Source organism: Mesorhizobium sp. P3_A2, from assembly GCF_056403115.1.
Genome location: NZ_JBFUGC010000011.1, coordinates 54,782 through 76,365, shown reverse-complemented (window position 1 = coordinate 76,365; position 21,584 = coordinate 54,782). Strand labels below are relative to the sequence as shown.

Annotated in this window: 18 protein-coding genes; 12 read left to right on the top strand and 6 right to left on the bottom strand. The window is 63.4% G+C overall.

Going from position 1 to position 21,584, the window contains the following annotated elements; genetic code table 11:
* The first annotated feature begins 158 nt into the window (after positions 1-158).
* The 3 genes from AC1DXM_RS23960 to AC1DXM_RS23950 are packed head-to-tail and all read left to right on the top strand — an operon-like array spanning position 159 to position 3,900.
* A complete protein-coding gene (locus tag AC1DXM_RS23960; RefSeq protein WP_477236797.1) occupies positions 159-1,775 on the top strand; it encodes a GMC family oxidoreductase in 1,617 nt (538 codons plus the stop codon).
* On the top strand, positions 1,772-2,986 hold the full coding sequence (locus AC1DXM_RS23955; protein ID WP_477236795.1) for a mandelate racemase/muconate lactonizing enzyme family protein: 1,215 nt from the start codon (positions 1,772-1,774) through the stop codon (positions 2,984-2,986). Before AC1DXM_RS23960 ends, AC1DXM_RS23955 begins: the two co-directional genes overlap by 4 nt.
* A complete protein-coding gene (locus AC1DXM_RS23950; protein ID WP_477236793.1) occupies positions 2,983-3,900 on the top strand; it encodes an NAD(P)-dependent oxidoreductase in 918 nt (305 codons plus the stop codon). The genes AC1DXM_RS23955 and AC1DXM_RS23950 overlap by 4 nt, the downstream gene beginning before the upstream one ends.
* 72 nt (positions 3,901-3,972) lie before the next feature.
* Here AC1DXM_RS23950 and AC1DXM_RS23945 read toward each other — a convergent pair whose 3' ends face one another.
* Positions 3,973-4,911: a diacylglycerol/lipid kinase family protein gene (locus tag AC1DXM_RS23945; protein WP_477236791.1), complete on the bottom strand. Its 939-nt coding sequence runs from the start codon at positions 4,909-4,911 to the stop codon at positions 3,973-3,975.
* A gap of 845 nt (positions 4,912-5,756) precedes the next feature.
* Between AC1DXM_RS23945 and AC1DXM_RS23940 the strand changes: the two genes are divergently transcribed.
* Positions 5,757-6,815: a hypothetical protein gene (locus tag AC1DXM_RS23940; RefSeq protein ID WP_477236789.1), complete on the top strand. Its 1,059-nt coding sequence runs from the start codon at positions 5,757-5,759 to the stop codon at positions 6,813-6,815.
* A gap of 44 nt (positions 6,816-6,859) precedes the next feature.
* Here the strand turns inward: AC1DXM_RS23940 and AC1DXM_RS23935 are convergent, their stop codons facing one another.
* On the bottom strand, positions 6,860-7,471 hold the full coding sequence (locus AC1DXM_RS23935) for a hypothetical protein (RefSeq protein ID WP_477236787.1): 612 nt from the start codon (positions 7,469-7,471) through the stop codon (positions 6,860-6,862).
* Between the two features lie 285 nt (positions 7,472-7,756).
* On the opposite strand from AC1DXM_RS23935, the gene AC1DXM_RS23930 reads away from it, so the two are divergent.
* Positions 7,757-8,278 (top strand): hypothetical protein, encoded by a 522-nt coding sequence (locus AC1DXM_RS23930; protein ID WP_477236785.1) that lies wholly within the window; start codon positions 7,757-7,759, stop codon positions 8,276-8,278.
* 48 nt (positions 8,279-8,326) lie between these two features.
* Here the strand turns inward: AC1DXM_RS23930 and AC1DXM_RS23925 are convergent, their stop codons facing one another.
* Complete coding sequence (locus tag AC1DXM_RS23925; RefSeq protein ID WP_477236783.1) at positions 8,327-9,304, bottom strand: hypothetical protein; 978 nt, start codon at positions 9,302-9,304, stop codon at positions 8,327-8,329.
* 52 nt (positions 9,305-9,356) lie between these two features.
* On the bottom strand, positions 9,357-10,403 hold the full coding sequence (locus tag AC1DXM_RS23920) for a CapA family protein (protein ID WP_477236781.1): 1,047 nt from the start codon (positions 10,401-10,403) through the stop codon (positions 9,357-9,359).
* A gap of 135 nt (positions 10,404-10,538) precedes the next feature.
* On the opposite strand from AC1DXM_RS23920, the gene AC1DXM_RS23915 reads away from it, so the two are divergent.
* The 5 genes from AC1DXM_RS23915 (at position 10,539) to AC1DXM_RS23895 (ending at position 17,841) form a co-directional block, all read left to right on the top strand.
* Positions 10,539-11,795 (top strand): hypothetical protein, encoded by a 1,257-nt coding sequence (locus AC1DXM_RS23915; protein WP_477236779.1) that lies wholly within the window; start codon positions 10,539-10,541, stop codon positions 11,793-11,795.
* Between the two features lie 122 nt (positions 11,796-11,917).
* A complete protein-coding gene (gene uvrB / locus AC1DXM_RS23910; RefSeq protein ID WP_477236777.1) occupies positions 11,918-15,130 on the top strand; it encodes an excinuclease ABC subunit UvrB in 3,213 nt (1,070 codons plus the stop codon).
* Positions 15,131-15,517: 387 nt separating this feature from the next.
* Entirely contained in the window at positions 15,518-17,044 is a 1,527-nt protein-coding gene (locus AC1DXM_RS23905) for an ABC-F family ATP-binding cassette domain-containing protein (protein ID WP_477236775.1), read from the top strand.
* Positions 17,045-17,151: 107 nt separating this feature from the next.
* A complete protein-coding gene (locus AC1DXM_RS23900) occupies positions 17,152-17,541 on the top strand; it encodes a nuclear transport factor 2 family protein (protein ID WP_112561029.1) in 390 nt (129 codons plus the stop codon).
* Between the two features lie 126 nt (positions 17,542-17,667).
* Positions 17,668-17,841, top strand: coding sequence for a hypothetical protein (locus AC1DXM_RS23895; protein WP_185970417.1), 174 nt, complete (start codon positions 17,668-17,670; stop codon positions 17,839-17,841).
* A gap of 49 nt (positions 17,842-17,890) precedes the next feature.
* Here AC1DXM_RS23895 and AC1DXM_RS23890 read toward each other — a convergent pair whose 3' ends face one another.
* Positions 17,891-18,505, bottom strand: coding sequence for a glutathione S-transferase (locus AC1DXM_RS23890; RefSeq protein WP_477236773.1), 615 nt, complete (start codon positions 18,503-18,505; stop codon positions 17,891-17,893).
* Positions 18,506-18,708: 203 nt separating this feature from the next.
* Between AC1DXM_RS23890 and AC1DXM_RS23885 the strand changes: the two genes are divergently transcribed.
* Complete coding sequence (locus tag AC1DXM_RS23885) at positions 18,709-19,137, top strand: VOC family protein (RefSeq protein WP_477236771.1); 429 nt, start codon at positions 18,709-18,711, stop codon at positions 19,135-19,137.
* Between the two features lie 75 nt (positions 19,138-19,212).
* Positions 19,213-19,566: a DUF1428 domain-containing protein gene (locus tag AC1DXM_RS23880; RefSeq protein ID WP_112561032.1), complete on the top strand. Its 354-nt coding sequence runs from the start codon at positions 19,213-19,215 to the stop codon at positions 19,564-19,566.
* Between the two features lie 144 nt (positions 19,567-19,710).
* Here AC1DXM_RS23880 and AC1DXM_RS23875 read toward each other — a convergent pair whose 3' ends face one another.
* Positions 19,711-21,345, bottom strand: coding sequence for a tetratricopeptide repeat-containing sulfotransferase family protein (locus AC1DXM_RS23875; RefSeq protein WP_477236769.1), 1,635 nt, complete (start codon positions 21,343-21,345; stop codon positions 19,711-19,713).
* Positions 21,346-21,584: the final 239 nt, after the last annotated feature.

Here is a 21,584-nt window from a genome sequence, read left to right as displayed (position 1 = left end):
GTGCGAGGCTGGTGGCGCAATGTCGTTTCCCTGTTGGCATTTCCGAATCAGGCGTCTCGCGGTCGCATTTTTCACAACGCATGCCGGAAGGTGCGGCGACTTGGCGAAGCCGTCGCGTCTAGGCTGCGCCCAGTTTTGCGGAGCCGCCAACACCAATCATGCAGACCTATGATTTCATCATCGTCGGCTCCGGCTCGGCCGGCTCGGTTCTCGCCGACAAGCTGTCGGCTTCCGGCCGCTACTCCGTGCTGGTGCTGGAAGCCGGCGGCACCGACCGCCGCTTTTACGTTCAGATGCCGCTCGGCTATGGCAAGACCTTCTTCGACCCGGCGGTCAACTGGAACTACAAGCCCGAGCCGGATCCCGGTCTCGGCGGCAATGTCGACCACTGGCCGCGCGGCAAGCTGCTCGGCGGATCCAGTTCGATCAACGCCATGGTCTGGATCAGGGGTGCGCGCGAGGACTTTGACGACTGGCGCGATGCCGGCAATCCCGGCTGGGGCTATGACGATCTGCTGCCGGGCTTCAAGGCGCTCGAGGACAATGAGGCCGGCGCCGATGCATGGCGCGGCACCGGCGGCCCGCTGCACATCACCGACACGACGAACGCCGTCCATCCGCTGACCAAACGCTACCTCGCTGCCGGCCAGCAGGCCGGCCTGCCGCTAAACCCCGACTTCAATGGCGCTGCCCAGGAAGGCGTCGGCGTCTACCAGATCTCGACCAAGAATGGCCGCCGCATGTCAGCCGCGCGCGCCTTCCTGCGTCCGGCGATGAAGCGCGCGAATGTGCGCGTCGAAACCCATGCGCTGGCGAGCAAAATTCTGTTCGAAGGCAAGCGCGCCGTCGGCATCGAGTACCAGCAGAACGGCGAGACCAGGACCGCCCGCGCCGGTCGCGAGGTCATCCTCTCCGCCGGCTCGATCAACTCGCCACAGCTGCTGCAGTTGTCCGGCGTCGGTCCCGGCGCTTTGCTCGGCGGCCTCGGCATTCCAGTCGTGCATGCCAACGACAATGTCGGCGCGCATCTGCAGGACCATGTCGGCATCAACTACACCTTCAAGGGCAAGGTGCCCACGCTGAACCAGATCCTGCGCCCCTGGTGGGGCAAGCTGCTGGTCGGCATGCAATACATCCTGACGCGCTCGGGTCCGCTGTCGCTGTCGATGAACCATGGCGGCGGTTTCTTCCGCACCGACCCGGCGTTCTCGCGCCCCAACATGCAGCTTTATTTCCAGGCCTTCTCGACCGTCATCCCGAAAAGCGGCGAGCGGCCGATCCTGACGCCAGATCCATGGCCAGGGTTCTCCATCGGCCTGTCCAACTGCCGCCCGTCGAGTCGCGGCGAGATCATGATCCGCTCCAGCAATCCGCGCGATTATCCCAAGATCGTCGCCAACGCCTATTCGACCAACGCCGATGTCGACGAGATGCTGGCGGCGGTGAAATTCGTGCGCAAGATCGCCTCGATGCCGGCCATGGCCGAGATCATCGCCGAGGAGGTTTTGCCGGGGCCATCGATCCAGTCGGATGCCGACCTGATTACGGATTTCAGGAAGCGCTCGGGCACCGTCTATCACCCGGTCTCGACCTGCCGCATGGGCCCCGATGCCGGGTCCGCCGTCGTCGATCCGCGCCTGAAAGTGCACGGGCTCGACGCCTTACGCGTCATCGACGCCTCGATCTTTCCCGCCAACATCACCGGCAACACCAACGCCGCCGCCATCATGACCGGATGGAAGGGCGCCGAACTGGTTCTGGAGGACCAAAAATGAAGATCACCGACGTCAAGACCTGGGTTGTCGGCAATCCGCCGCCGGGCATCGGCGGCAAGTATTTCATCTTCGTCAAGCTGACCAACGATGGCGGTGTCGTCGGCTATGGCGAGGCCTACAACGCCACCTTCTCGGCGCACACGACCGCGAAAATGGTCGAGGATATGGCCGAACGCTATCTCGTCGGGCGCGACCCGCACGACATCGAAAACTTCTTCCGCCGCGCCTATTCCTCCGGCTTCACCCAGCGCCCGGATGTTTCCGGCATGGGCTGTTTTTCCGCACTCGAAATGGCCTGCTGGGACATTATCGGCAAGGAAGCCGACAAGCCGGTCTACAAACTGCTCGGCGGCCAGGTGCATGAGATGCTGCGCTCCTACACCTATCTCTATCCGCACACCGGCAGTGTCCATTCCGAGGACGCGCCGGACGGCAGGAATGTCTACAACGATCCCGAATTGGCGGCAGCCTGCGCGCTCGAATATGTCGAGCAGGGTTTTAACGCCGTCAAGCTCGATCCGGCCGGTCCCTACACCGCCTTTGACGGCCACCAGCCGCGCCTCATCGACATCGATGTCTCCACCCGCATGATGAAGGCGATCCGCGAGGCGGTCGGCACCCGCGCCGATATTCTGTTCGGCACGCATGGCCAGTTCACGGCATCGGGCGCGCTGCGCATGGCGCGCGCCATCGAGCCTTACGATCCGCTGTGGTTCGAGGAGCCGGTGCCGCCCGATATGCCCGAAGTGATGGCGCAGGTTGCCCGCGGCACGTCGATCCCGATCGCCACCGGCGAAAGGCTGACGACGAAATTCGAATTCGCCCGCGTCATCGAGAACCGCGCCGCGACCATCCTGCAGCCGGACCTCGGCCGTTCCGGCGGCATTCTCGAAACCAAGAAGATCGCCGCCATGGCCGAGGCCTACCACATCCAGGTCGCGCCGCACTGCTATTGCGGGCCGATCGTCGGCGCCGCCAACATCCAGCTGGCGGTGACGCTGCCCAACTTCCTCATCCTGGAATCGCTGAAGCAGTGGGATGGTTTCCACGCCACGCTGTTGAAGAAGAAGATCGAGTGGCAGGACGGCAATGTCATCCCGTCGAAGGAACCCGGCCTTGGCGTCGAACTCAACGAAGCCGTCTGCGATGCGCATCCCTACACCGGTAAGGATTTGCATTTGCAGATGATGCAGACACCGCTGATGCCGTGAGCGAACGCTACGCCTTCATCGGCCTTGGCCATCTCGGCGGCAACCTTGCCGCCAGCCTGCTGCGCAACGGTTTTGCCGTCACCGTCTTCGACCGCGACCCCGTCGCCGTCGAGCGCCTCGTGGCGCTCGGGGCGCTGGCGGCGAACAGTTCGGCTGAGGCGGCCGCCCGCGCGGGCAACGCCATCACTTGCCTGCCCTCGCCCAAGGTCAGCGAAGCTGTGCTGACTGGTGCCGACGGCCTGCTCGAAGGCCTACCCAAGGGTGGCACCTGGATCGAGATGTCGACCAATGGTCGCGATGAGATTCTGCGCCTGGCAGCCCTCGCCTCGGCCAAGGGCGTCGAGACGCTGGAATGCCCGGTCACCGGCGGCGTGCACCTCGCGGCGGTCGGCAAGATCACCGCGCTGGTCGGCGGCGATGCTGCCCTCTACGAACGGCACCGTCCAGCAATCGAAGCAATGTGCGCGAAATCGTTCCTGATGGGGCCGGTTGGCTCGGCGGCGGTGATCAAGGTCATCACCAACATGCTGGCCTTCATCCATCTCGTCGCCGCCGGCGAGGCGCTGATGCTGGCCAAGCAGGGTGGGCTCGACCTCGCCCAATCCTACCACGCCATCGTGGCCTCCTCGGGCAACAGCTTCGTTCATGAGACCGAAAGCCAGCTGATCCTGAACGGCTCCTACGACATCGGCTTCACCATGGACCTGGCGCTGAAGGACCTCGGCTTTGCGCTCGCCATGGGCAGGGAATTCAGACTGCCACTCCAACTGGCGCCGCTTGTGAATGAGATTTTCCTGATGGGCAAACAGGAATATGGGGGCAACGCCTGGTCGACCCAAATCGTCAAATTGCTCGAGGATGCCGTCGATACCGACTTGCGCGCGCCCGGCTTCCCGGCCAAACTTGAGACCTAGCCGGCAAAGTATTTAGCCAATGTCTTCAGTGGCTTAGTCTGGCCTTCAGAATCAGCGCCTAAGGCACTTGATTCAATATCTCAGCGTCAGCGCTCCGGGCAAAATCTCGAAGGTCGCGGGAATACGCCCCGGCGACTCGCCATCTATGTCGACAAGCGCGCCATTTTTCTCGACATCGCCGAGCGGTTCGACCACCACTTTCCGGCCTCGCAGAATCGTGATGGCCGGATGGTTGCGGTGCCGTCCGCCATAGAGCAGGCGGATGTCCCAGATCAGCTTCAGCTTGCCGGCCGCCCGCAGGATGACGATATCGAACTGGCCGTCGGCGAGCTCGGCATCCGGTGCGATCATCATGCCGCCGCCGAAGAATTTGCCGTTGGCCACCGCCACCAGCGCCATGCGCGCTTCAACCGGCGCGCCGTCATCGACGGTGATCCGGACATCCTGGAACCGGTAGCGGATGAACTCGACCACGGTGCGCCACAGGAACAGCGCCTTGGCCGACATCTTGCCTTTGCGCTTGTCGGCATTGACCGCGCGGTCGGTTGCGCCCGACAGGCCGAGGCTGGCGATGTTGATGAAATGGCGGCTCGCCAGCGCGCCGTGATCATCGATGTAGCAGATGCGCCCGGCATCGACCTTGCGCGCCTTGGCCTCGGCGATCCGTTTCAGCACCGCATCCACCTCTTTCGGCAGGCCGAGCCCGCGGGCGAAGTCGATCCCGGTGCCGCAAGGCAGCAGGCCGAGTTCGGTTGTCCGGCCACGCTCATCGAATGCCTGCAACAAGCCGTCCGCCACCTCGCTGGCGGTGCCGTCGCCGCCGGCTGCGATCACCAAGTCGAAGCCGCTGGCCGCGAGGTCGAGCGCCAGCCTTTCGGCGTCGCCCTCGGCCTGGGTCTCGCGCAGCTCGAAGTCGCCGAAATGCTTGTTCAGCGAAGCGGCGATCTCCGGCCAATGCCGTTTCAGCCGGCCGCCACCGGCAATCGGATTGAGCACCACCCCGACTTTCAACGACGCCTCCCCAAAAGGACGGCGCGACGTGGTGGCCGCAGAGTCCTTTGCCGGCATTGAAACCCGTGCCGACCGCCGGAGCAAGGGGCGCTGCCGATTGGAGTGCCAAAAAAGGGGGAAGGCTGTCTAAAGCAGCAGCCGCAAAAATTCGGAGGTTCGTGGCAAACCATCCCCGATAATCCCGTTATCCACAGGCTCGCGCCCATTCCCCAAAACCCTTACCCGGCGTACGTTAAACCCATCTCAGGCGGCTACCGATCGCCACGCCGAAAGGCAAAGCGAAAAGGCGGATTTCCTGAGGCCCGTACGGCCCGAAGCGAGAGCAGGCTTGCCTGTTCGAGGGACGGAAGCCGAGACCTACGGGGCCGCGGAAAGCGTGCGAACGCCGACGGCGGACCGATGCTGCCATGAAGGACGGCAAAACCTTCGATGGCACGCTGAGCGAAGCTCGCAAGGGTGGAGAACGGCGTGGCCTGGAACGGACATTCGCCCTCGGGTGGTGACTGGCAGGGCCGTCAAAATCAAGGCCGGCATGGCGCGACATCTCTAGGGAAGTTGCTGCCCGACCGTGTCCTGATCTGACAGGGAGGCGCTGGGAGAAATCCCGGCGCCGACTGTCTTTCGGGCCTCCCACATACCTTTCTAGCTGGGCTGCAACTTCCGGTAAAATCGGCTAACGTCCAGTGTCGCTTGAAGGGGATACTTCATGACGCTGATCCGGAAGCCGGCCGCCACCTGCATTCCGCATCGATGCTGCTGTCCTGCCACGGCCTGACCGGCCATGATCCTGCTCCGCTGGCTGAAGCGCATCGTCAAGAACCCTCCTCTGGCTGGTCGTCATCGTCGTGTTGGTCCCGATCGCCGGCCTCGCCTACGGTTTCCTGACCACGTCGTCGCCGGAACTGCTGACCGGTGTTGCCGGCAGCGCACCGCCCAAGGCACTGGCCGACAAGGTCCGCGCCGAGATTGCGGGCTACCAGCGTTCGCAAGCATCAACCTTTCTCGCCTATCCCGAATGGGCGACCGCCCATGCCGCGCGCGACTATGCCGGCTTTGTCGCAAAGGACCAGCCGAGCGGCTTCCCATACTGGTCCTATATCGGCAGCTTTTGGCAGGACTACGCCGCGATCCTGCGCGCCAGCCCCATTGAGAAATTCAACTATGACGACCAGCAGATGCCGGTCGTCATCGGCACCGGCTACACGCTCGGCTACGTACTGCAGTGGGCCTATGAGAACACGGTCGGCCGTGTCACCGAGGCCACCGCCGGCAAGCGCACCGCCACCGACATCTACCAGGCCAAGGCGGCGGCCGACTATGCCGGCTTTCTCGGTCGGTCATCATGGTACCAATTCCCCTACGCCGAAAAGCGTGCCGAACTGTTTGCCGTGCAGCCCGCACCCGGCGACGGGGCGGTGCGCAACGGGGAGCGCAAGCTCGCCTTCGGCTTCGCCGACACGGTCAAGCAGGGCTCCGCCTGGCTGGTCGGCACACTCAGCGTGCCCTCCGACCCCACCGTGCTCGACATCCATGTTTGGGCCAAGGGTCCGGTTGGCGAAGCGACGCGCGAGGAAGCCGACACTTTGCTGGAACGCGATTTCGCCGCCGACGGCACCATCTTCATCACCAGGCGCGGTCAGCCGTTCACCGACATGATCCCCCGGCTGATCGACAGAGGCGTGTCCTTTGTCGAGATCGGCGGCAATGACCAAATCATGATCACGATTCTGTCGGCGGCCGAGCTTGCGCCGCCCGAAGGCGCCCGCGCGCTGTTCAGCCAGCCGATTCCGGTCGATCCGGCCACCCGCCGCACCGGGCTGATCGTCGCCGTGCGCAAGCTGCACCTTGTGCTGCCGGCGCTGCTGAGCGCCGGCGCCAGGCTGGAACATGTCTACGACTACTGAAGCCGCGACGACCGTCCTGCGACGAGGCCGGCCCCCGCGCCGGCCTACTTCTTTGGCCCGATGCCCGGGATCAAATTGAGACCAGCGTTTATATATTCCGGCCGTATGGCGCCGCTGATGATCGTGAAGGTGGCCAGCATGATGCTGGCCAGCGCCCCGTCATGCCATGGCCTGAAGGCGAGAGCATCGACGGCGTAAGCCCAGAACGGGAAGGCGAGCATCGACATGACGATGTTGGCGCCGGGAGCCTCAGCATTGTCGGCGGAATCGCTCACCGATTTCAGATACACTGGCGTCATTGCCAACGCGATGAACAGCACGGCCCATGAAATGGTCCAGACGCTGATGCCCGCCATTTTTTCGAGATCGATCGCCTCCCGCACCTTACCGGAAATGGCTTCATCATTCGATGCCGCCGCCATTGCCTTGGCGACGGGCTTCTCGACCGCATTGGCGAGGATGGAGTTGACGAAGATGAAGAACGCCACGACTTCGGCGGGCACATATTTCGCCACCCGGTCGAGATAGCCGTCGCCGCCTTTCGAGTCCGTTTCGCCCTGACCGTTCTGCCCGCCTTCGTCGTCTTCAGCGCCTGCAACGGCCTCAAGCCCCGGCCTGCCTTTCGACACCACCGCGGACCGGACAATTCTTCCCATGGTAACCCCTCCGATATTTGTTGTATCGCCCCGTCAGTATCGTAATAGAAAACCGCTCCAGGAAACAGTTGTCGCGGCGATAGAAGGCACTGTTTATTTCGCGCTTCTTTCCGCAAACGCGCCATGGCCGCAACCCCATCTGCTTCCGGGCGTTTCGAATCCACCTATATTGAGCCGCTCCCGAAAACGTATCGCCTGGGCTCATTGCGCGCGCGGCCAAAATCCCGCCTTGTTCGCGCGCGATGGAAAGGTGGGCTGCCGGGGGGCAATCCGAAGGACAAGACCGTGATCAAGACCGCCCTTGTCGCCATGACCATCGTCGGTTGCGACTGCGACGCCAAGCTTTGCGAATATATCGGCGAGACGCCGGCGAAGTGGGCGACCATCGCCGACTGCGAAGCGGCGATGAAAAGCCAGATGCTGCGCCAGAAGAACTTCGACTATCCGCTGGTTTCCGGTATCTGCCGCACCAAGGGTTCGGCATCCTCTTCGCAACTGGCGGCAACCGCATCCCGCCCGGAACTGAAGCCGGCCAGTCGGAGTGTTCAATCCGAAAGCCCGTTGCCACCGGAACTGAGCCGTAGGCCGAGCGTTCCCGTCGGCTCGCCGACGACGGCCATGGAAGCAGCAGCAGCCCGGCCCGTCGCCTACGAGCAAGTGGTCGATGGCGGAACCGGCGTGCTCTACCGCACCAGGAACGGCTATGCGTTGGTCAAGACCGACCTCGGCCGCGCCGCGTCAGCAACGGTCGGTATGGCCAAGCGGTCTGCGAACTGGCTGGCAGGGCTGGTGCCCGGCGGGTTGTGAGCGGACGCGCCGTTCGGGCTATCTCACAGCTTCGACTGCTGATCCGCGTCAGCTGGACTGAACCTCGCCATCCGTCGCGCCGATCTTGCGCACCAGCGCCGCCGTGGCCAGGATCGCGCCCATATCGGCGATCATCGGCGCAATATGGCTGGTGTAGTCGAGCGGCACGGAAATGGCGGGCAATTCGAAAAAATTCTTCGGCTGCGGCAACAGCAGGAAACCGTCACTGCCGTTGAGTGCGACCCGCGCCGGATCATCGCGCCATGTCTCATGCAGCCATTTCAGCGCCTTTGCCAGCCGGCCAGCCACCAGCGGCTGGGCGGCGGCGACATTGTCGGTGCGGAATTCATAGTCGCCATCGAGCAGGGGATCGCCGCTCGACAGTTCCTGCATCTTGCCGGCGAAGATGCCGCGGAAGAACCCGACGACCGCATTGCTGCGCCGCGTCGCCACCAATGTGCCGGGAAATGGCGCGATCGTCTCGAAGGCGACGATGACCCCCTTGAAGACCGTCGACGAGCCTTTGCCCGAGCCTTGGCGCAACTCCGCCTCGTAAAGTTCGAACGGAAACTCCTCGTAGCGGCCTGACACGATGTCGTCGAAGCTCTGCCGGTTGAAGGCGCCGACCACGGCGCGCGGCAGCCGGTCGAAGGAATTCGGCGTCACGCTGTGCTGATAGCGCACATCCCTGATGAAGCCGAAGATGATCGGCAGCAGCGTATCGCGGAACGATTGCTGCAGCCGCGTCGCCGGTCTCATCGCCAGGAAATAGAGCAGCAGCGCTGCGAAGAAGCCGCCGACATAGAGGAACACATGCGGCGTCGAGAACCACTGCTCGTTCAAGTCGGCGACCTTGTTGAACAGCCAGGCCACCAGCGCAACAAAGACCAGCAGCAGCCCCAGAAACACCGGCACCCGCCAGCGCACCTGGCGATAGGCCGAGGCGCGTCCGGCCTCATAGGTTTCGATGTTCTTCCTGATGCCGGCGATGACCGTTTCATCAGGCATGAAATCCGCTGTCTCCATCGCCCCCTCGCAAGCCCCATTTCGCCTATCATACCGTTTTTGCGGAAAGTCGTCAGTCGCCGAAAATCGCGTTCAGCCGGGCCTCGACCTTGCTCTTCATCCGCCCCACCAGCGCCTCGACTGGAACCAGCCGCTCATGCCCGCCGGCGCCCAATCGCATGAAGGGGTACATCCGGTAACCGGCGATCGTGCCGCGCTTGCCGAGATCGGCGCTGACATCGACGACGAAAATGCCGCCGATGCGGCCGGGCCATGGCTGGCGCGCCAAAGCGGTACCGAAGAAGTCGCCGAGCCCATAGGCGACGAGCGTCTTGCCGACCCACTGCACCGGCTGCACGACATGGGCATGGTGACCCGCAATCAGCCCGACGCCATGCGAGGCAAGCTGCCTGGCCAGCGCCTGCGTCTGCGGGTGCGGAAAATGCCGGAACTCCCAGTCCCAATGCGGAATGGCGCAGCGCATATCGATGCTCTTGTCGGCCGCGCCTCGCTGCCATGTCGCTGGATCGCTTTGCATCGACACACGCTCATTGAACAACGCAGCGTCGGCATTGCGCCACAGCGTGAAGGCGGCAAAGCCGATCGTCAGCGGCCCGGCTGCAACCCGCTCCACCGGACCCTTTTTCGCGGTGCCGATGGTGCGGATGCCGAGCCGTTTTAGCGCCGCAACGGTCTCGTCGAAACCGGCGACGCCCTGGTCCAGCACGTGGTTGTTGGCCAGGGACAGCACCAGTTTTTCGCGCGCGATACCGACGGCGGTAAGTGCGTCGGCGAGAAACCGTTCGCTCATCGCATGGTGCGTGCCGAGCCGCGTGCCGAGTGCCATGCTCGGCCGCTCAACGACCGGACTTTCGCAATTGCCGATCACCAGATCGGCCGAGCCCAAGAGCTTTGCGATCATCGGATCGCACTCCGGCGCGCTGCGGTTTGCCACCGCCGAAATGTCGCCGACGAAAGCCAGCCGTACCCTCCGCGCCAGCGGCGGATCGATGATGGTTGTCGCCGCAATCGGCGCAAAGTCCCTGACATCGCCGCCGAGTGACGGCTTCAGGAGGCGCGGCAGCCATGACAGTTTGTAGGAGAGCGGATAATTTGACACGCGACGCCCAATCGTTTGCCTTGTGTAGACGGTCTGCCCGGGAAGTGTCGACCGTCAGTCCTTGAAACACTGCCGCCGGCAGACATGGCGCCAAATGCGTGTAATGTCCGCGCAGTCGCATAGGGGAGGAATGAGATGACACGTGTAGCAAGCCTGTTGGCCTCCGCCCTGATTTTGCTACTGCCACTATCTTCGGCGTCGGCCGCGGCGCCCGAAGCGGCAACCGCCCTGTTCGAAGCCAGGACCGTGGCCGACCGCAACACCGCGCTGACCACGCTTGAGGCTGCGGCACCAGGCGATCCGGCGTCGGCCTACGCCGCCGGCGCCGGCGAATTCTTCACCGCGCTGGAAATCCTCGCCGGCGGCCTGCACCGCCACGGCTTCGACAGCCCGCAATCCTTCATGCTGCCGCTGATGCGGCTGCCGGTTCCCGACAATCCCAACCCCGAACCGCTGACCTATGATCAATTCCGCGCCATCCTGGTCGCCTTCCGCGACCGGCTGGAAAAGTCCGCCGACACGCTGGGCTCGGTGCCGGCGGACGCCGATATCGGCATGGTCATCGACCTCACCCATGTCGGCATCGATCTCAACGAGGACGGCACCATCGCGCCCGACGAAAGCATGGCTGCCATCATGGCGTCGCTGGCGCGCGGCGGCATCGCCCCGGACGATACCGCGCCGTCGCTCGCCTTCCGCTTCGACCGCGCCGACGGTTACTGGCTGCAGGGCTACGCCGAATTCCTCATGGCTCAAGCTGATTTCTGGCTGGCGCATGATTTCAGGAACATGTTCGACGGCTCGTTCCACATGCTGTTCCCGCACGCCAAACTACCACTGCAGGACATTCTCGTGCCGCTGGACGGCGGCACCAGCGGCGGCATGCTGGCCTCCGAATGGCGCATTGCCGACTTCATCTCGCTGGTGCATCTCGTCAACTGGCCGGTGGTCGAGCCGGAACGCCGGCAGGCGGCGCGCCGCCACCTTCTGGAAATGATCCGGCTGTCGCGCGAGGACTGGAAGGCGATCCGCACTGAGACCGACAATGACCGCGAATGGCTGCCCGGCCCGCAGCAGAAGGGCCCCAACCCGCTGACCGGCCTCGAGGTCGGCGAGGAGCAGGTACAAGCATGGCTTGCCACTTTGACCATGGCCGAGGATCTGCTCGAAGGCCGCGTGCTGCTGCCGCATTTCCGTATCGCCGACAAGGGCATCAACATGAAGCGCTTCTTCGAAGAACCCAAACCGTTCGACCTGGTACTGTCGATCACCGGCCCTGCCATCGCGCCCTATCTCGAGAGCGGCAAGATCCTGACCAGCGACGAATTCGACCAGATCCAGCGCCAGTTCGGCGGCGCCGGGTTTTTGACCTTTGCGCTGTGGTTCAACTGAGGACAATCGCCAGGCACTCGCGCCACTGCTCCTGACACCCTTGTGTCAGTAGCTTCGGTTGGCACCACGCCCCTCGCCACTGCACCCTTTCCATTTTGGCGGACTCTGCCCATATTCGGGGCATGGCCAAACTCCCTGATAAAAAGACGCCCTCGACGGCGGGTGACAACAGCGCTTCGCCCAAGCGGCGCAGCCCGCTGACCGATTTCCTCGATGCCTCGGAGCCTCTGCACAAGGGCGGCTTCGCCGAGGCGCCGCAAGCCGACTTCACCGGCACGCCGCTGACCGGCTCGATTGCGGACTGGGCTGAGCAGATCGAGCAGGAGGCCGAGAAGGAAGGCCGCCTCTCCGGCAAGGGTGACGGCGGCAAATCGCCAAAGGCGGCGAAAAAGATCCCGGAGCGTTCCGCCGCTCCCGGCCGCAGTTCGCGTGGCACATCGATGGGCGGTGCGGCAACAGCCAGGGAGCGAACCGCAGCCGGCCTCAATCCGGTCGCCGGTCTCGACATTTCGCTGGAAGACGCCGAGACGATGGCCTCCGGCAGTGTCACCGCAACGGTTGCGGCGCTGTCGGCGCTGATCGAATCCGGCAATCCGCTGCACAAGGACGGCGTGCTGTGGACACCGCACCGCCCTGCCCGCCCGGAAAAATCCGAAGGCGGCATCGCCATCAAGATGGTGTCGGATTTCGAGCCGGCCGGCGACCAGCCGACCGCCATCAAGGATCTGGTCGAAGGCGTCGAAAACAATGACCGCACCCAGGTGCTGCTCGGCGTCACCGGTTCGGGAAAAACCTTCACGATGGCCAAGGTGATCGAGGAGACGCAGCGCCCTGCTTTGATCCTGGCGCCCAACAAGACGCTGGCCGCGCAGCTCTATTCCGAATTCAAGAAATTCTTCCCCGACAATGCGGTCGAGTATTTCGTCTCCTACTACGACTACTATCAGCCGGAGGCCTACGTTCCGCGCACCGACACCTTCATCGAGAAGGAATCCTCGATCAACGAGCAGATCGACCGCATGCGCCATTCGGCGACGCGCTCGCTGCTCGAGCGCGACGACGTCATCATCGTCGCCTCGGTGTCCTGCATCTACGGTATCGGCTCGGTCGAGACCTACACGGCAATGACCTTCCAGATGCAGATCGGCGACCGGCTCGACCAGCGCGCTTTGCTCGCCGACCTCGTCGCCCAACAATACAAGCGCCAGGACATCAATTTCGTCCGCGGCTCGTTTCGCGTGCGCGGCGACACGATCGAAATCTTCCCGGCCCACCTTGAGGATCGCGCCTGGCGCATCTCGATGTTCGGCGACGAGATCGAAGCGATCACCGAATTCGATCCGCTCACCGGCCAGAAGACCGGCGAGCTGAAGAGCGTCAAGATCTACGCCAACTCGCACTATGTGACGCCGCGCCCGACCTTGAATCAAGCCATCAAGTCGATCAAGGAAGAGCTCAAGCAGCGCCTGCAAGAGCTTGAAAAGGCTGGGCGTCTGCTGGAGGCGCAGCGGCTGGAACAGCGCACCCGATTCGATCTCGAAATGCTGGAAGCGACCGGCTCCTGCGCCGGCATCGAGAACTATTCGCGCTATCTCACCGGGCGCCAGCCGGGCGATCCGCCGCCGACTTTGTTCGAATACATTCCCGACAACGCGCTGGTTTTCGTCGACGAAAGCCACGTCACCGTGCCGCAGATCGGCGGCATGTATCGCGGCGACTTCAGGCGCAAGGCGACGCTGGCGGAATACGGCTTCCGCCTGCCCTCCTGCATGGACAACCGTCCGTTGCGCTTCGAGGAATGGGACGCCATGCGCCCGCTCTCGGTCGCCGTTTCGGCGACGCCCGGCAGTTGGGAGATGGAACAGGCCGGCGGCGTCTTTGCCGAGCAGGTCATCCGCCCGACGGGCCTGATCGACCCGCCGGTCGAGGTGCGTCCGGCCAAGAGCCAGGTCGACGATGTCGTCGGCGAGATCCGCGACACCACCGCCGCCGGCTACCGCACGCTGGTCACCGTCCTGACCAAGCGCATGGCCGAGGACCTGACCGAATATCTGCACGAGCAAGGCATCCGCGTGCGCTACATGCACTCCGACATCGACACGCTGGAGCGCATCGAGATCCTTAGGGATTTGCGCCTCGGCGCCTTCGACGTGCTGGTCGGCATCAACCTGTTGCGTGAAGGTCTCGACATTCCCGAATGCGGCTTCGTCGCCATTCTCGATGCCGACAAGGAAGGGTTTTTGCGCTCCGAAACGTCGCTGATCCAGACCATCGGCCGCGCCGCCCGCAACGTCGACGGCAAGGTCATCCTCTATGCCGACCAGATCACCGGCTCGATGGAGCGGGCGATGGCTGAGACCAACCGCCGCCGCGAAAAGCAGATGGAGTGGAATGCGGCCAACGGCATCACGCCGGAATCGGTGAAGTCGCGCATCTCCGACATTCTGGATTCGGTCTACGAGAAGGACCACGTCCGCGCCGACATCTCGCAGTTCACCGACAGCGCCGGCGCCATGATGGGCAACAATCTCAAGGCCCATCTCGATGCCATGGAGAAACAGATGCGCGACGCCGCCGCCAATCTCGACTTCGAAAAGGCCGCCCGCATCCGCGACGAGATCAAGCGGCTGCGCGAGATGGAACTGTCGATCTCGGAAGACCCGCTGGCCAAGTATGCCGACATGGAAAGCCCGGTTTCGGGCCGCGAGAAGGGCAAGCACAACAAGGGCGTGGCCAAGCATCGTACGGCGGAGGAACAGGAGCGTTTCCGCAAGCTCGACGCGGCACGCGCCGCCGAAGAGGCGGCCAGGGCTGCCCGGTCCAACCTCTTCCGCAAACCGGCGCTCGACGAAATGGGCGCCGACGGCGCCGTGCCGGTGAAGAAGCCGCTGTTTGCCAAGCCGTCGCTGGACGATATGGGGCCTGGTACCGACATGCCAACACCGTCAGGCGCGGTATCCCGTTCGCTGTTCAAGAAACAGTCGGCGCAGGAAGCGCACGGTTCCGACTTCGGCATTCCCGGCGACGCCACCAAGCCGCTGTTCAAGAAGAACTCGCTGGACGAGATGACGGTGCGGCGCACGGAAAAGCCGGTCGAAGGAAAAGTGCCGGCCAAGCCACAGCCAATCTCCCCCCTTGTGGGGGAGATGTCCGGTTCACCCTCCGAAGCTGCAGCGCAGCGAAGGACGGGCAGGACAGAGGGGGGCGCGAAGGATCGCAGCGATTCCGCCAAGCCAATCGTTCGCCAGCGCGCCGGTATTGGTTCCTACGAAGACCCAGGCGACGCCCGTCGCGAAAAGCGCCGACCGGGCAAGACCGGCAGGCCGGGGAAGTAATTCATTCAAAACGCCGGCGGGACAGCGCCCCCCTCTGTCCTGCCGGACATCTCCCCCACACCAAGGGGGGAGATCAGCAGTCTCGCCGCCCCGCACTCCCCCAGCCCCTTGCCTCCACCCCGGCCTTTGGTGTAATCGCTCCCGCACACTCAACGTCTTGTCTTGAAAGGAGGGCTCACGTGTTTACGTTTATTCGTCACCATCGTCAGCGTGGCCCGATTTCTGCCCTGCGAGCTTGCTTGCAGGGCTGACCAGGGACATCACGGGTTTTTTCCCGCTTCGATTTTTGGTCTGCCCTTCGTGGTGCGCAACACTGAGCCTGGTGGCCGGCACGCGCGCCGTCAAAGTGCATCCGGAGTTGTCTCCGGCTAGACCAGAGAAATCACAATGGCCCTGATCAGCCTCAAATCCCTCGGCGTCACCATGAGTGCGCCGCTGTTTTCCAATCTCGATCTCACCATCGGCACCGGCGACCGGCTCGGCATTGTTGCCGCCAATGGCCGTGGCAAGTCGACCTTGCTCAAATGCCTGACCGGCGGGATGGAGCCGAGTTCCGGCGACATCAGCCGCACGCGCGGCCTGCGCGTCGGCCATGTCGAGCAGTCGGTTCCCCCTGCCCTTCTCGGTCGCACCTTCCATCAGGTGGTGGCCGATGCCTTGCCACCAGAGCAGGTCGACAGCGAGATGTGGCGGGTCGACGTGGTGCTGGATTCGCTCGACGTGCCCGAGCCGATGCGCGAACGGCCCATGCAGGCGCTGAGCGGCGGCTGGCAAAGGCTGGCGCTGATCGCCCGCGTCTGGGTCACCGACCCGGATGTGCTTCTGCTCGACGAGCCGACCAACCATCTCGACCTCGCCAAGATCAGCCAGCTCGAGACCTGGCTGAACGCGCTGCCGCGTGAGGTGCCGGTGGTGATCGCCAGCCATGACCGCGCCTTTCTCGACGCCACCACCAACCGTACGCTGTTCCTGCGCCCGGAGGAATCGCCGGTGTTTGCGCTGCCCTATTCGCGGGCGAGGCGGGTCCTCGACGAGCTCGACGCCACGATGGCCCGCAGATTCGAGCGCGACATGAAGGTGGCGCAGCAACTGCGCAAACAGGCGGCCAAGCTCAACAACATCGGCATCAATTCCGGCAGTGACCTTTTGACGGTGAAGACCAAGCAGTTGAGAGAACGGGCGGAGAAGCTGGAAGACGCAGCCGTGCAGGCGCATCGCGAGCGCTCAGCCGGAGCGATCAGGCTGGCGAACCGCGGCACGCATGCCAAGGTGCTGATCACGCTTGACGACGCAGCCGTGGAAACGCCTGACGGCACGCTGCTGTTCAGGACCGGCAAGCGCCACATCTGCCAGGGCGACCGCATCGTGCTGCTCGGCCGCAACGGCGTCGGTAAGTCGCGTTTCGTCAATCTGATCCGCAACGCAATCGCCGAGCCGGACTCGGCGCCCGGTGTGAAAGTGACGCCGTCGACCGTACTTGGCTACAGCGACCAGGCGCTGGCCGGCATCAGCGGCGACGACACGCCGCTGGCCATGGTCTCGCGCCGCTACGATGTCGGCGAGCAGCGCGCCCGCTCGCTGCTTGCCGGCGCCGGCGTGGTCATCGAGATGCAGGAGAAGAAGATCGGCGTGCTGTCGGGCGGCCAGAAGGCGCGGCTGATGATGCTGGCGCTCAGGCTCGCCAATCCCAATTTCTACCTGCTGGACGAGCCGACCAACCATCTCGACATCGACGGCCAGGAAGCGCTGGAGGAGGAATTGCTCAAGCACCAGGCAAGCTGCGTGCTCGCCTCGCACGACCGCTCCTTCATCCGCGCCATCGGCAACCGCTTCTGGCTGATCGACAGGCGGAAGCTGACCGAAGTCGAAGACCCGGAAGAATTCTTCCGCTCGGTGGCCGAACCAGGTGGTTGAGGGTTTGGCCGACAGGCCGGCCCTCCATCAGGACTGCTCGTCATGCTTTCGCAAAAGTCGAAAAAGGCGCATTCTGAGGTCTCGCAAACCGAGGGAGGAAACCGATCATGCGTGGCGCGGACGTCGTCAGGAACCTGTATGATGCCTATGCAAAACGTGACATCGAGGGCGCGCTGGTCGACTGCGCCAATGATATCGTCTTCCGCTGGATCGCCGACCCGGCGCAGTCGCGCTACGCTGGAGTGGCCAAGGGTAAGCAGGAGTTCCTTGCTCGGCTTTTGGCGCTTGACGACGATTTCGAATACCGGAGCTTCATCCCGGTCGAGATCATCGAAGAGGGCGACAAGGTTGCGGCGCAGGTCGAGATCCATATGACGCGCCGAACCACCGGCGAGGAGTTTGTCATGCGCACCGCCGATTTCTGGACGCTGCGCGACGGCAAGATTATCGGGATGGTGGAGTATTACGACACCGCTCTGGCCGCAGCGGTCATCTGAGCCGTCTTCGATTGAATCCGGCCTTGCGGCCAATAAATTTCTCCGCGCTCTGTCGGATCGCCTAAACCTGCCGCGTCCTTGGGATGCCGACACGATGATGCCGGCTTCATCTGAGGAGAAAGCATCATGTCCATTCTGTCATCCATAGGCCGCGTCGCCACCCGTTACGCACAGAACCGCGCCCGCCATCGCAGCGAGCGCGAGTTGCTGGCCCTGCCGATCGAACTGCGCAAGGATATCGGCTGGCCGGAAATCGTCATCGACGCGCAAAACGGCCCGCGGATCTGCAGGGCGCCCTGACCATGCCGTCGGGAAGTATCGATGCAGGCCGCCGCCGGGCAACCTTTGCTCAGTCATGCGTATCGCCCGAAAGCGGCGTCGCCTGCATCGATGCGCGCTTTTCGAACGCCTCGAACCAGCGCGTCAGCCGCACCCGGGCGCGAAACGACGGCAGCTGGCGGAACGCCATCCAGGATAGTGTGGTGGCGAGCGCTATGTGGCCGACATGGAGCGGCACCTCATCATCCAGCATGCTGTCGATCCAGTCGTAACTCGCCTCGATCTTGTCCCGGTATCCCTGGGCGAGCGTGGCATAACGCAATTGTTCGGGCCGCCTTTCCGTCTCCCATCGCAAGCCTATGCCCGTCTGGGCCAAGCCTTGGGCGACCGCCTGCAGCCGCAAAGCCTGCCAGCGCGCCTCGCCGTCTTGCGGCACCAGCTTGCGGCCGTCATGCAGCGTGTCGAGATAGGCGCAGATGACATCGGAATCGAAGAGCGGCGACGCGTCCGGCCGCAACAGCACCGGCACCTTGCCGAGCGGATTTTCGGAATAGACGCGCGCATTGCGCAAGGTCGGGCTGGTCTCGTGATGAATGACCTCGAGCTGATCGGCAAGGCCGACCTCATGGGCGAAGACGAGCGCCTTGCGCGCGAAGGGCGAATGGGTCTGGTAGTAGAGGATCATCGTCGTCTCAACGGGTTGAAGAAGCGGTCCCTTTTCTAGCCCGCGGGCTGCGAGGATTGCGCTCTGATTGGGCGCCGCCGACGCAAGTTCATTTCACGCCAAAAAAATCCCATCGGGCCATGTAGGATTGCCGCCGCCTCGTTCGTCCTAGGGTTCGCAAGACCAGATCAAGCGCCCAGACCAAACGCAAAGAGGAGCAAGATATGACCGACCAGACCCCCGTTCAGCCGGCCGCGAAAGTTCTCGGTGGATTGACCCCCTATCTGCAACTGGACGGCGCCTTCAAGGCAGCCGAATTCTACAAGAAGGCCTTCGGCGCCGAGCAGGTGTTCTTCTATCCGCCCGACGACCAGGGCCGCACCATGCACATCCATCTCCATATCAACGGCTCGACGCTGATGATCTCCGATTTCTACCCCGAAAACGGCATGCCCGCCGTCAAGCCGCAGGGCTACACCATGCAGCTCCATCTCGGCGCCGACGACATCGACGCCTGGTGGAAGCGCGCCGTCGATGCCGGCTGCGAAGTCGCCGTACCACTCCAGCTGATGTTCTGGGGCGACCGATGGGGCAATATGCGCGATCCCTTCGGTGTCGAGTGGGCGATGAACGCACCGGCGAAGAAAGGCTGACCATCGCCAACGACGAAGTCCCTCACCGGCTGGCGCCGGTGAGGCAGCTTTTTGAGACACTCCAGGGAGAACCCAATGTCCTACGTCGATGGTTTCGTGCTCGCCGTGCCCAAGGCAAATCTCGATGACTACAAGAGACTGGCCAACCTCGCGGGCCCGATATGGATGGAGCACGGCGCGCTCGCCTATGTCGAATGTATCGGCGACGACGTGCCCAATGGCGAGGTCACTTCGTTTCCGCGTGCCGTTCAGGCCAAGGACGACGAGATCGTCGTCTTCGCCTGGGTGGTTTATGAATCCAGGGAAAGCCGCGACACGGTGATGCCCAAGGTGATGGCCGACCCGCGTTTCACACCCGATTGGGGACCTATGCCCTTCGATATGAAGCGCATGATCTACGGCGGCTTCCAACCGTTCGTGGAACTTTGACGCAATCGCTCCAAGCTAGGTCGAGATTGAGGTCAGGCCGAGCCGAGAATGGCTGATACCGAGAACCGGAGCGGAGCGTACTTAAAGTACGTGAGCACCGGAAGCGCAGGTATCAGCCGTTCGCAGGCCGGCCTGACCTCAATATCAGGCCAGCTTGTCGAGGAGAGGCTTCAGCCTGTCTCCATAGCGCTTCCACAGATCGACCGAGCCCTGATACATCGGCTGGCGTACCTGCGCGGCCGAGGCCGTGCGCACCGGACGATCGGTCTCGTGGAACGACAGCACCTTGTCGTCCCAGGGCAGGCCGAGATGCGCGATCAGCGCCCGCGTCTGTCCCTCCTGGTCGGCGACGAAATCCTCGTAGCGCACGTCATGGACAACGCCGGGCAGCACGCTGCGCCAATGCGCCATGATGTCGGTGTAGAGATTGTGGAAGTCGGCGAGTTCGCCGAGATCATAGCCGTAGCGGTGACTGTCGCCGCGGAAATGGACCTTGTAGATCGAAAGGCACGTCGCGGCCGCATCGCGCGCGCAATGGATGATTTTCGCCTTCGGCAGCATCATATGGATAAAGCCGATGAGCAGGAAGTTGCCGGGCATCTTGTCGGTGACATGCCTGAAGTCGGGATAGCGGGCATGCAGCATATCGAGATAGGCTTGGCCCGCCTCGGCAAACTCCGTGTCGGATACATCAACCAGTCCCCAGGGGAAGCCGCCGGGCATATTTGTCGGGAACTGCTTGCCGACCGCGGTCTTCAAAATGCTGAGCTCGCCCGCACCGTAGACCTCAGGATGGCTGGCGATGATCTGTTCGACCAGCGTGGTGCCCGAACGCGGCATGCCGACGACGAAGATCGGCGTGTCATTGGAAATCGGGCTCGGCTTGTGCTTTTCGAAAAAGCCGGTGTCGAACACCGTCTTCATCGCCTCGAATTCGTCGCGTGTCCTGACGGGATCGTAGTCGATGCCCTTGCGGCGAATAGCATTGCCTTCGGCGAAATAGTCGAAGGCCCTGCTGTAATCCTTCAAATCGTCATTGGCCTTGCCGAGGCCGAAGGAGAGTTGCATGCGCGCCAGGCTGTCGGCGGGCGCCTTCGCGTGCTGTGCCTCCATGCCGGCGAGTTCGACATCGCGCTCCTTCTGGCGCTTGACCTGCGTCAGCATCAGCCAGGCTTTGGCCATGCCGGGCGAGATCGCCAGCGCCTGTCGGAACAGGTCGGCAGCTTCATCGAGCTTGCCTTTTTCCATCAACCCGACGCCGAGCCCGTGCAACAGGTCGGCATCCTTGGGCCGGATCGCCAACGCCTCGCGGAAGGTCGCCAGCGCCTCGTCCAGACGCCCAGCCTCCTGCAGCGTTTCGGCAAGCCCGATGCGGGCACGGACATGGAAGGGATTGCGCCCGACCGTGCCACGATAAATGTCCTCCGCACCCTCGAACTGGCCGAGCTGTTTCAACGCCGAACCCAGATTATCGCGTGCCGCGAGCTGGTCGGGCTTGAGATCGACCGCACCACGGAAGAAATCGGCCGCTGCTGCAACGCGACCGAGATCGCGCATCACCGTGCCGAGATTGTTGAGGAAATCGGGATTCTTCGGCTGCAGACGCACCGACTGCTCGATCAGCTCCAGCCCTTCGGCACTGCGCCCGGTCTGGTGCAGCAGCAGGCCAAGGAAATGCGCCGCCGCCGCGTGATTGGCCTTGCGCGCCAGCACTTGTCGGTAGAGCGTCTCGGCCTCCTGCCGGCGCCCGGCCTGATGAAGTTGCAGCGCCTGCTGCACATATTGGTCGAGGCCCAGCGGCGGCTGTCCGCCAGCTCCAGCACCCGCAGCTCTTCTCTGATCTCTGTTGATGGGAAACCTGCCGTGTTTGTCCGCTTGCCGGACCTAAGGCATGGAAGAGACAGATTCAAGGGCAGATCGCAGCCGGGTATCGTCTTCGGTCAGGGCAACAACCGTGTGTAAAATCAAAGTTCTGCGGAGGTGTCCAGCGAGCGCGCAGCACTCAGGTCACGACAACG

Excerpts from the sequence above, each read along its gene's own strand:
- AC1DXM_RS23960 (WP_477236797.1), top strand. The coding sequence starts at position 159 with ATGCAGACCTATGATTTCATCATCGTCGGCTCCGGCTCGGCCGGCTCG.
- AC1DXM_RS23955 (WP_477236795.1), top strand. The coding sequence starts at position 1,772 with ATGAAGATCACCGACGTCAAGACCTGGGTTGTCGGCAATCCGCCGCCG.
- AC1DXM_RS23935 (WP_477236787.1), bottom strand. The coding sequence starts at position 7,471 with ATGGGAAGAATTGTCCGGTCCGCGGTGGTGTCGAAAGGCAGGCCGGGG.
- AC1DXM_RS23925 (WP_477236783.1), bottom strand. The coding sequence starts at position 9,304 with ATGGAGACAGCGGATTTCATGCCTGATGAAACGGTCATCGCCGGCATC.
- AC1DXM_RS23915 (WP_477236779.1), top strand. The coding sequence starts at position 10,539 with ATGACACGTGTAGCAAGCCTGTTGGCCTCCGCCCTGATTTTGCTACTG.
- uvrB (WP_477236777.1), top strand. The coding sequence starts at position 11,918 with ATGGCCAAACTCCCTGATAAAAAGACGCCCTCGACGGCGGGTGACAAC.
- AC1DXM_RS23905 (WP_477236775.1), top strand. The coding sequence starts at position 15,518 with ATGGCCCTGATCAGCCTCAAATCCCTCGGCGTCACCATGAGTGCGCCG.
- AC1DXM_RS23900 (WP_112561029.1), top strand. The coding sequence starts at position 17,152 with ATGCGTGGCGCGGACGTCGTCAGGAACCTGTATGATGCCTATGCAAAA.
- AC1DXM_RS23895 (WP_185970417.1), top strand. The coding sequence starts at position 17,668 with ATGTCCATTCTGTCATCCATAGGCCGCGTCGCCACCCGTTACGCACAG.
- AC1DXM_RS23890 (WP_477236773.1), bottom strand. The coding sequence starts at position 18,505 with ATGATCCTCTACTACCAGACCCATTCGCCCTTCGCGCGCAAGGCGCTC.
- AC1DXM_RS23885 (WP_477236771.1), top strand. The coding sequence starts at position 18,709 with ATGACCGACCAGACCCCCGTTCAGCCGGCCGCGAAAGTTCTCGGTGGA.
- AC1DXM_RS23880 (WP_112561032.1), top strand. The coding sequence starts at position 19,213 with ATGTCCTACGTCGATGGTTTCGTGCTCGCCGTGCCCAAGGCAAATCTC.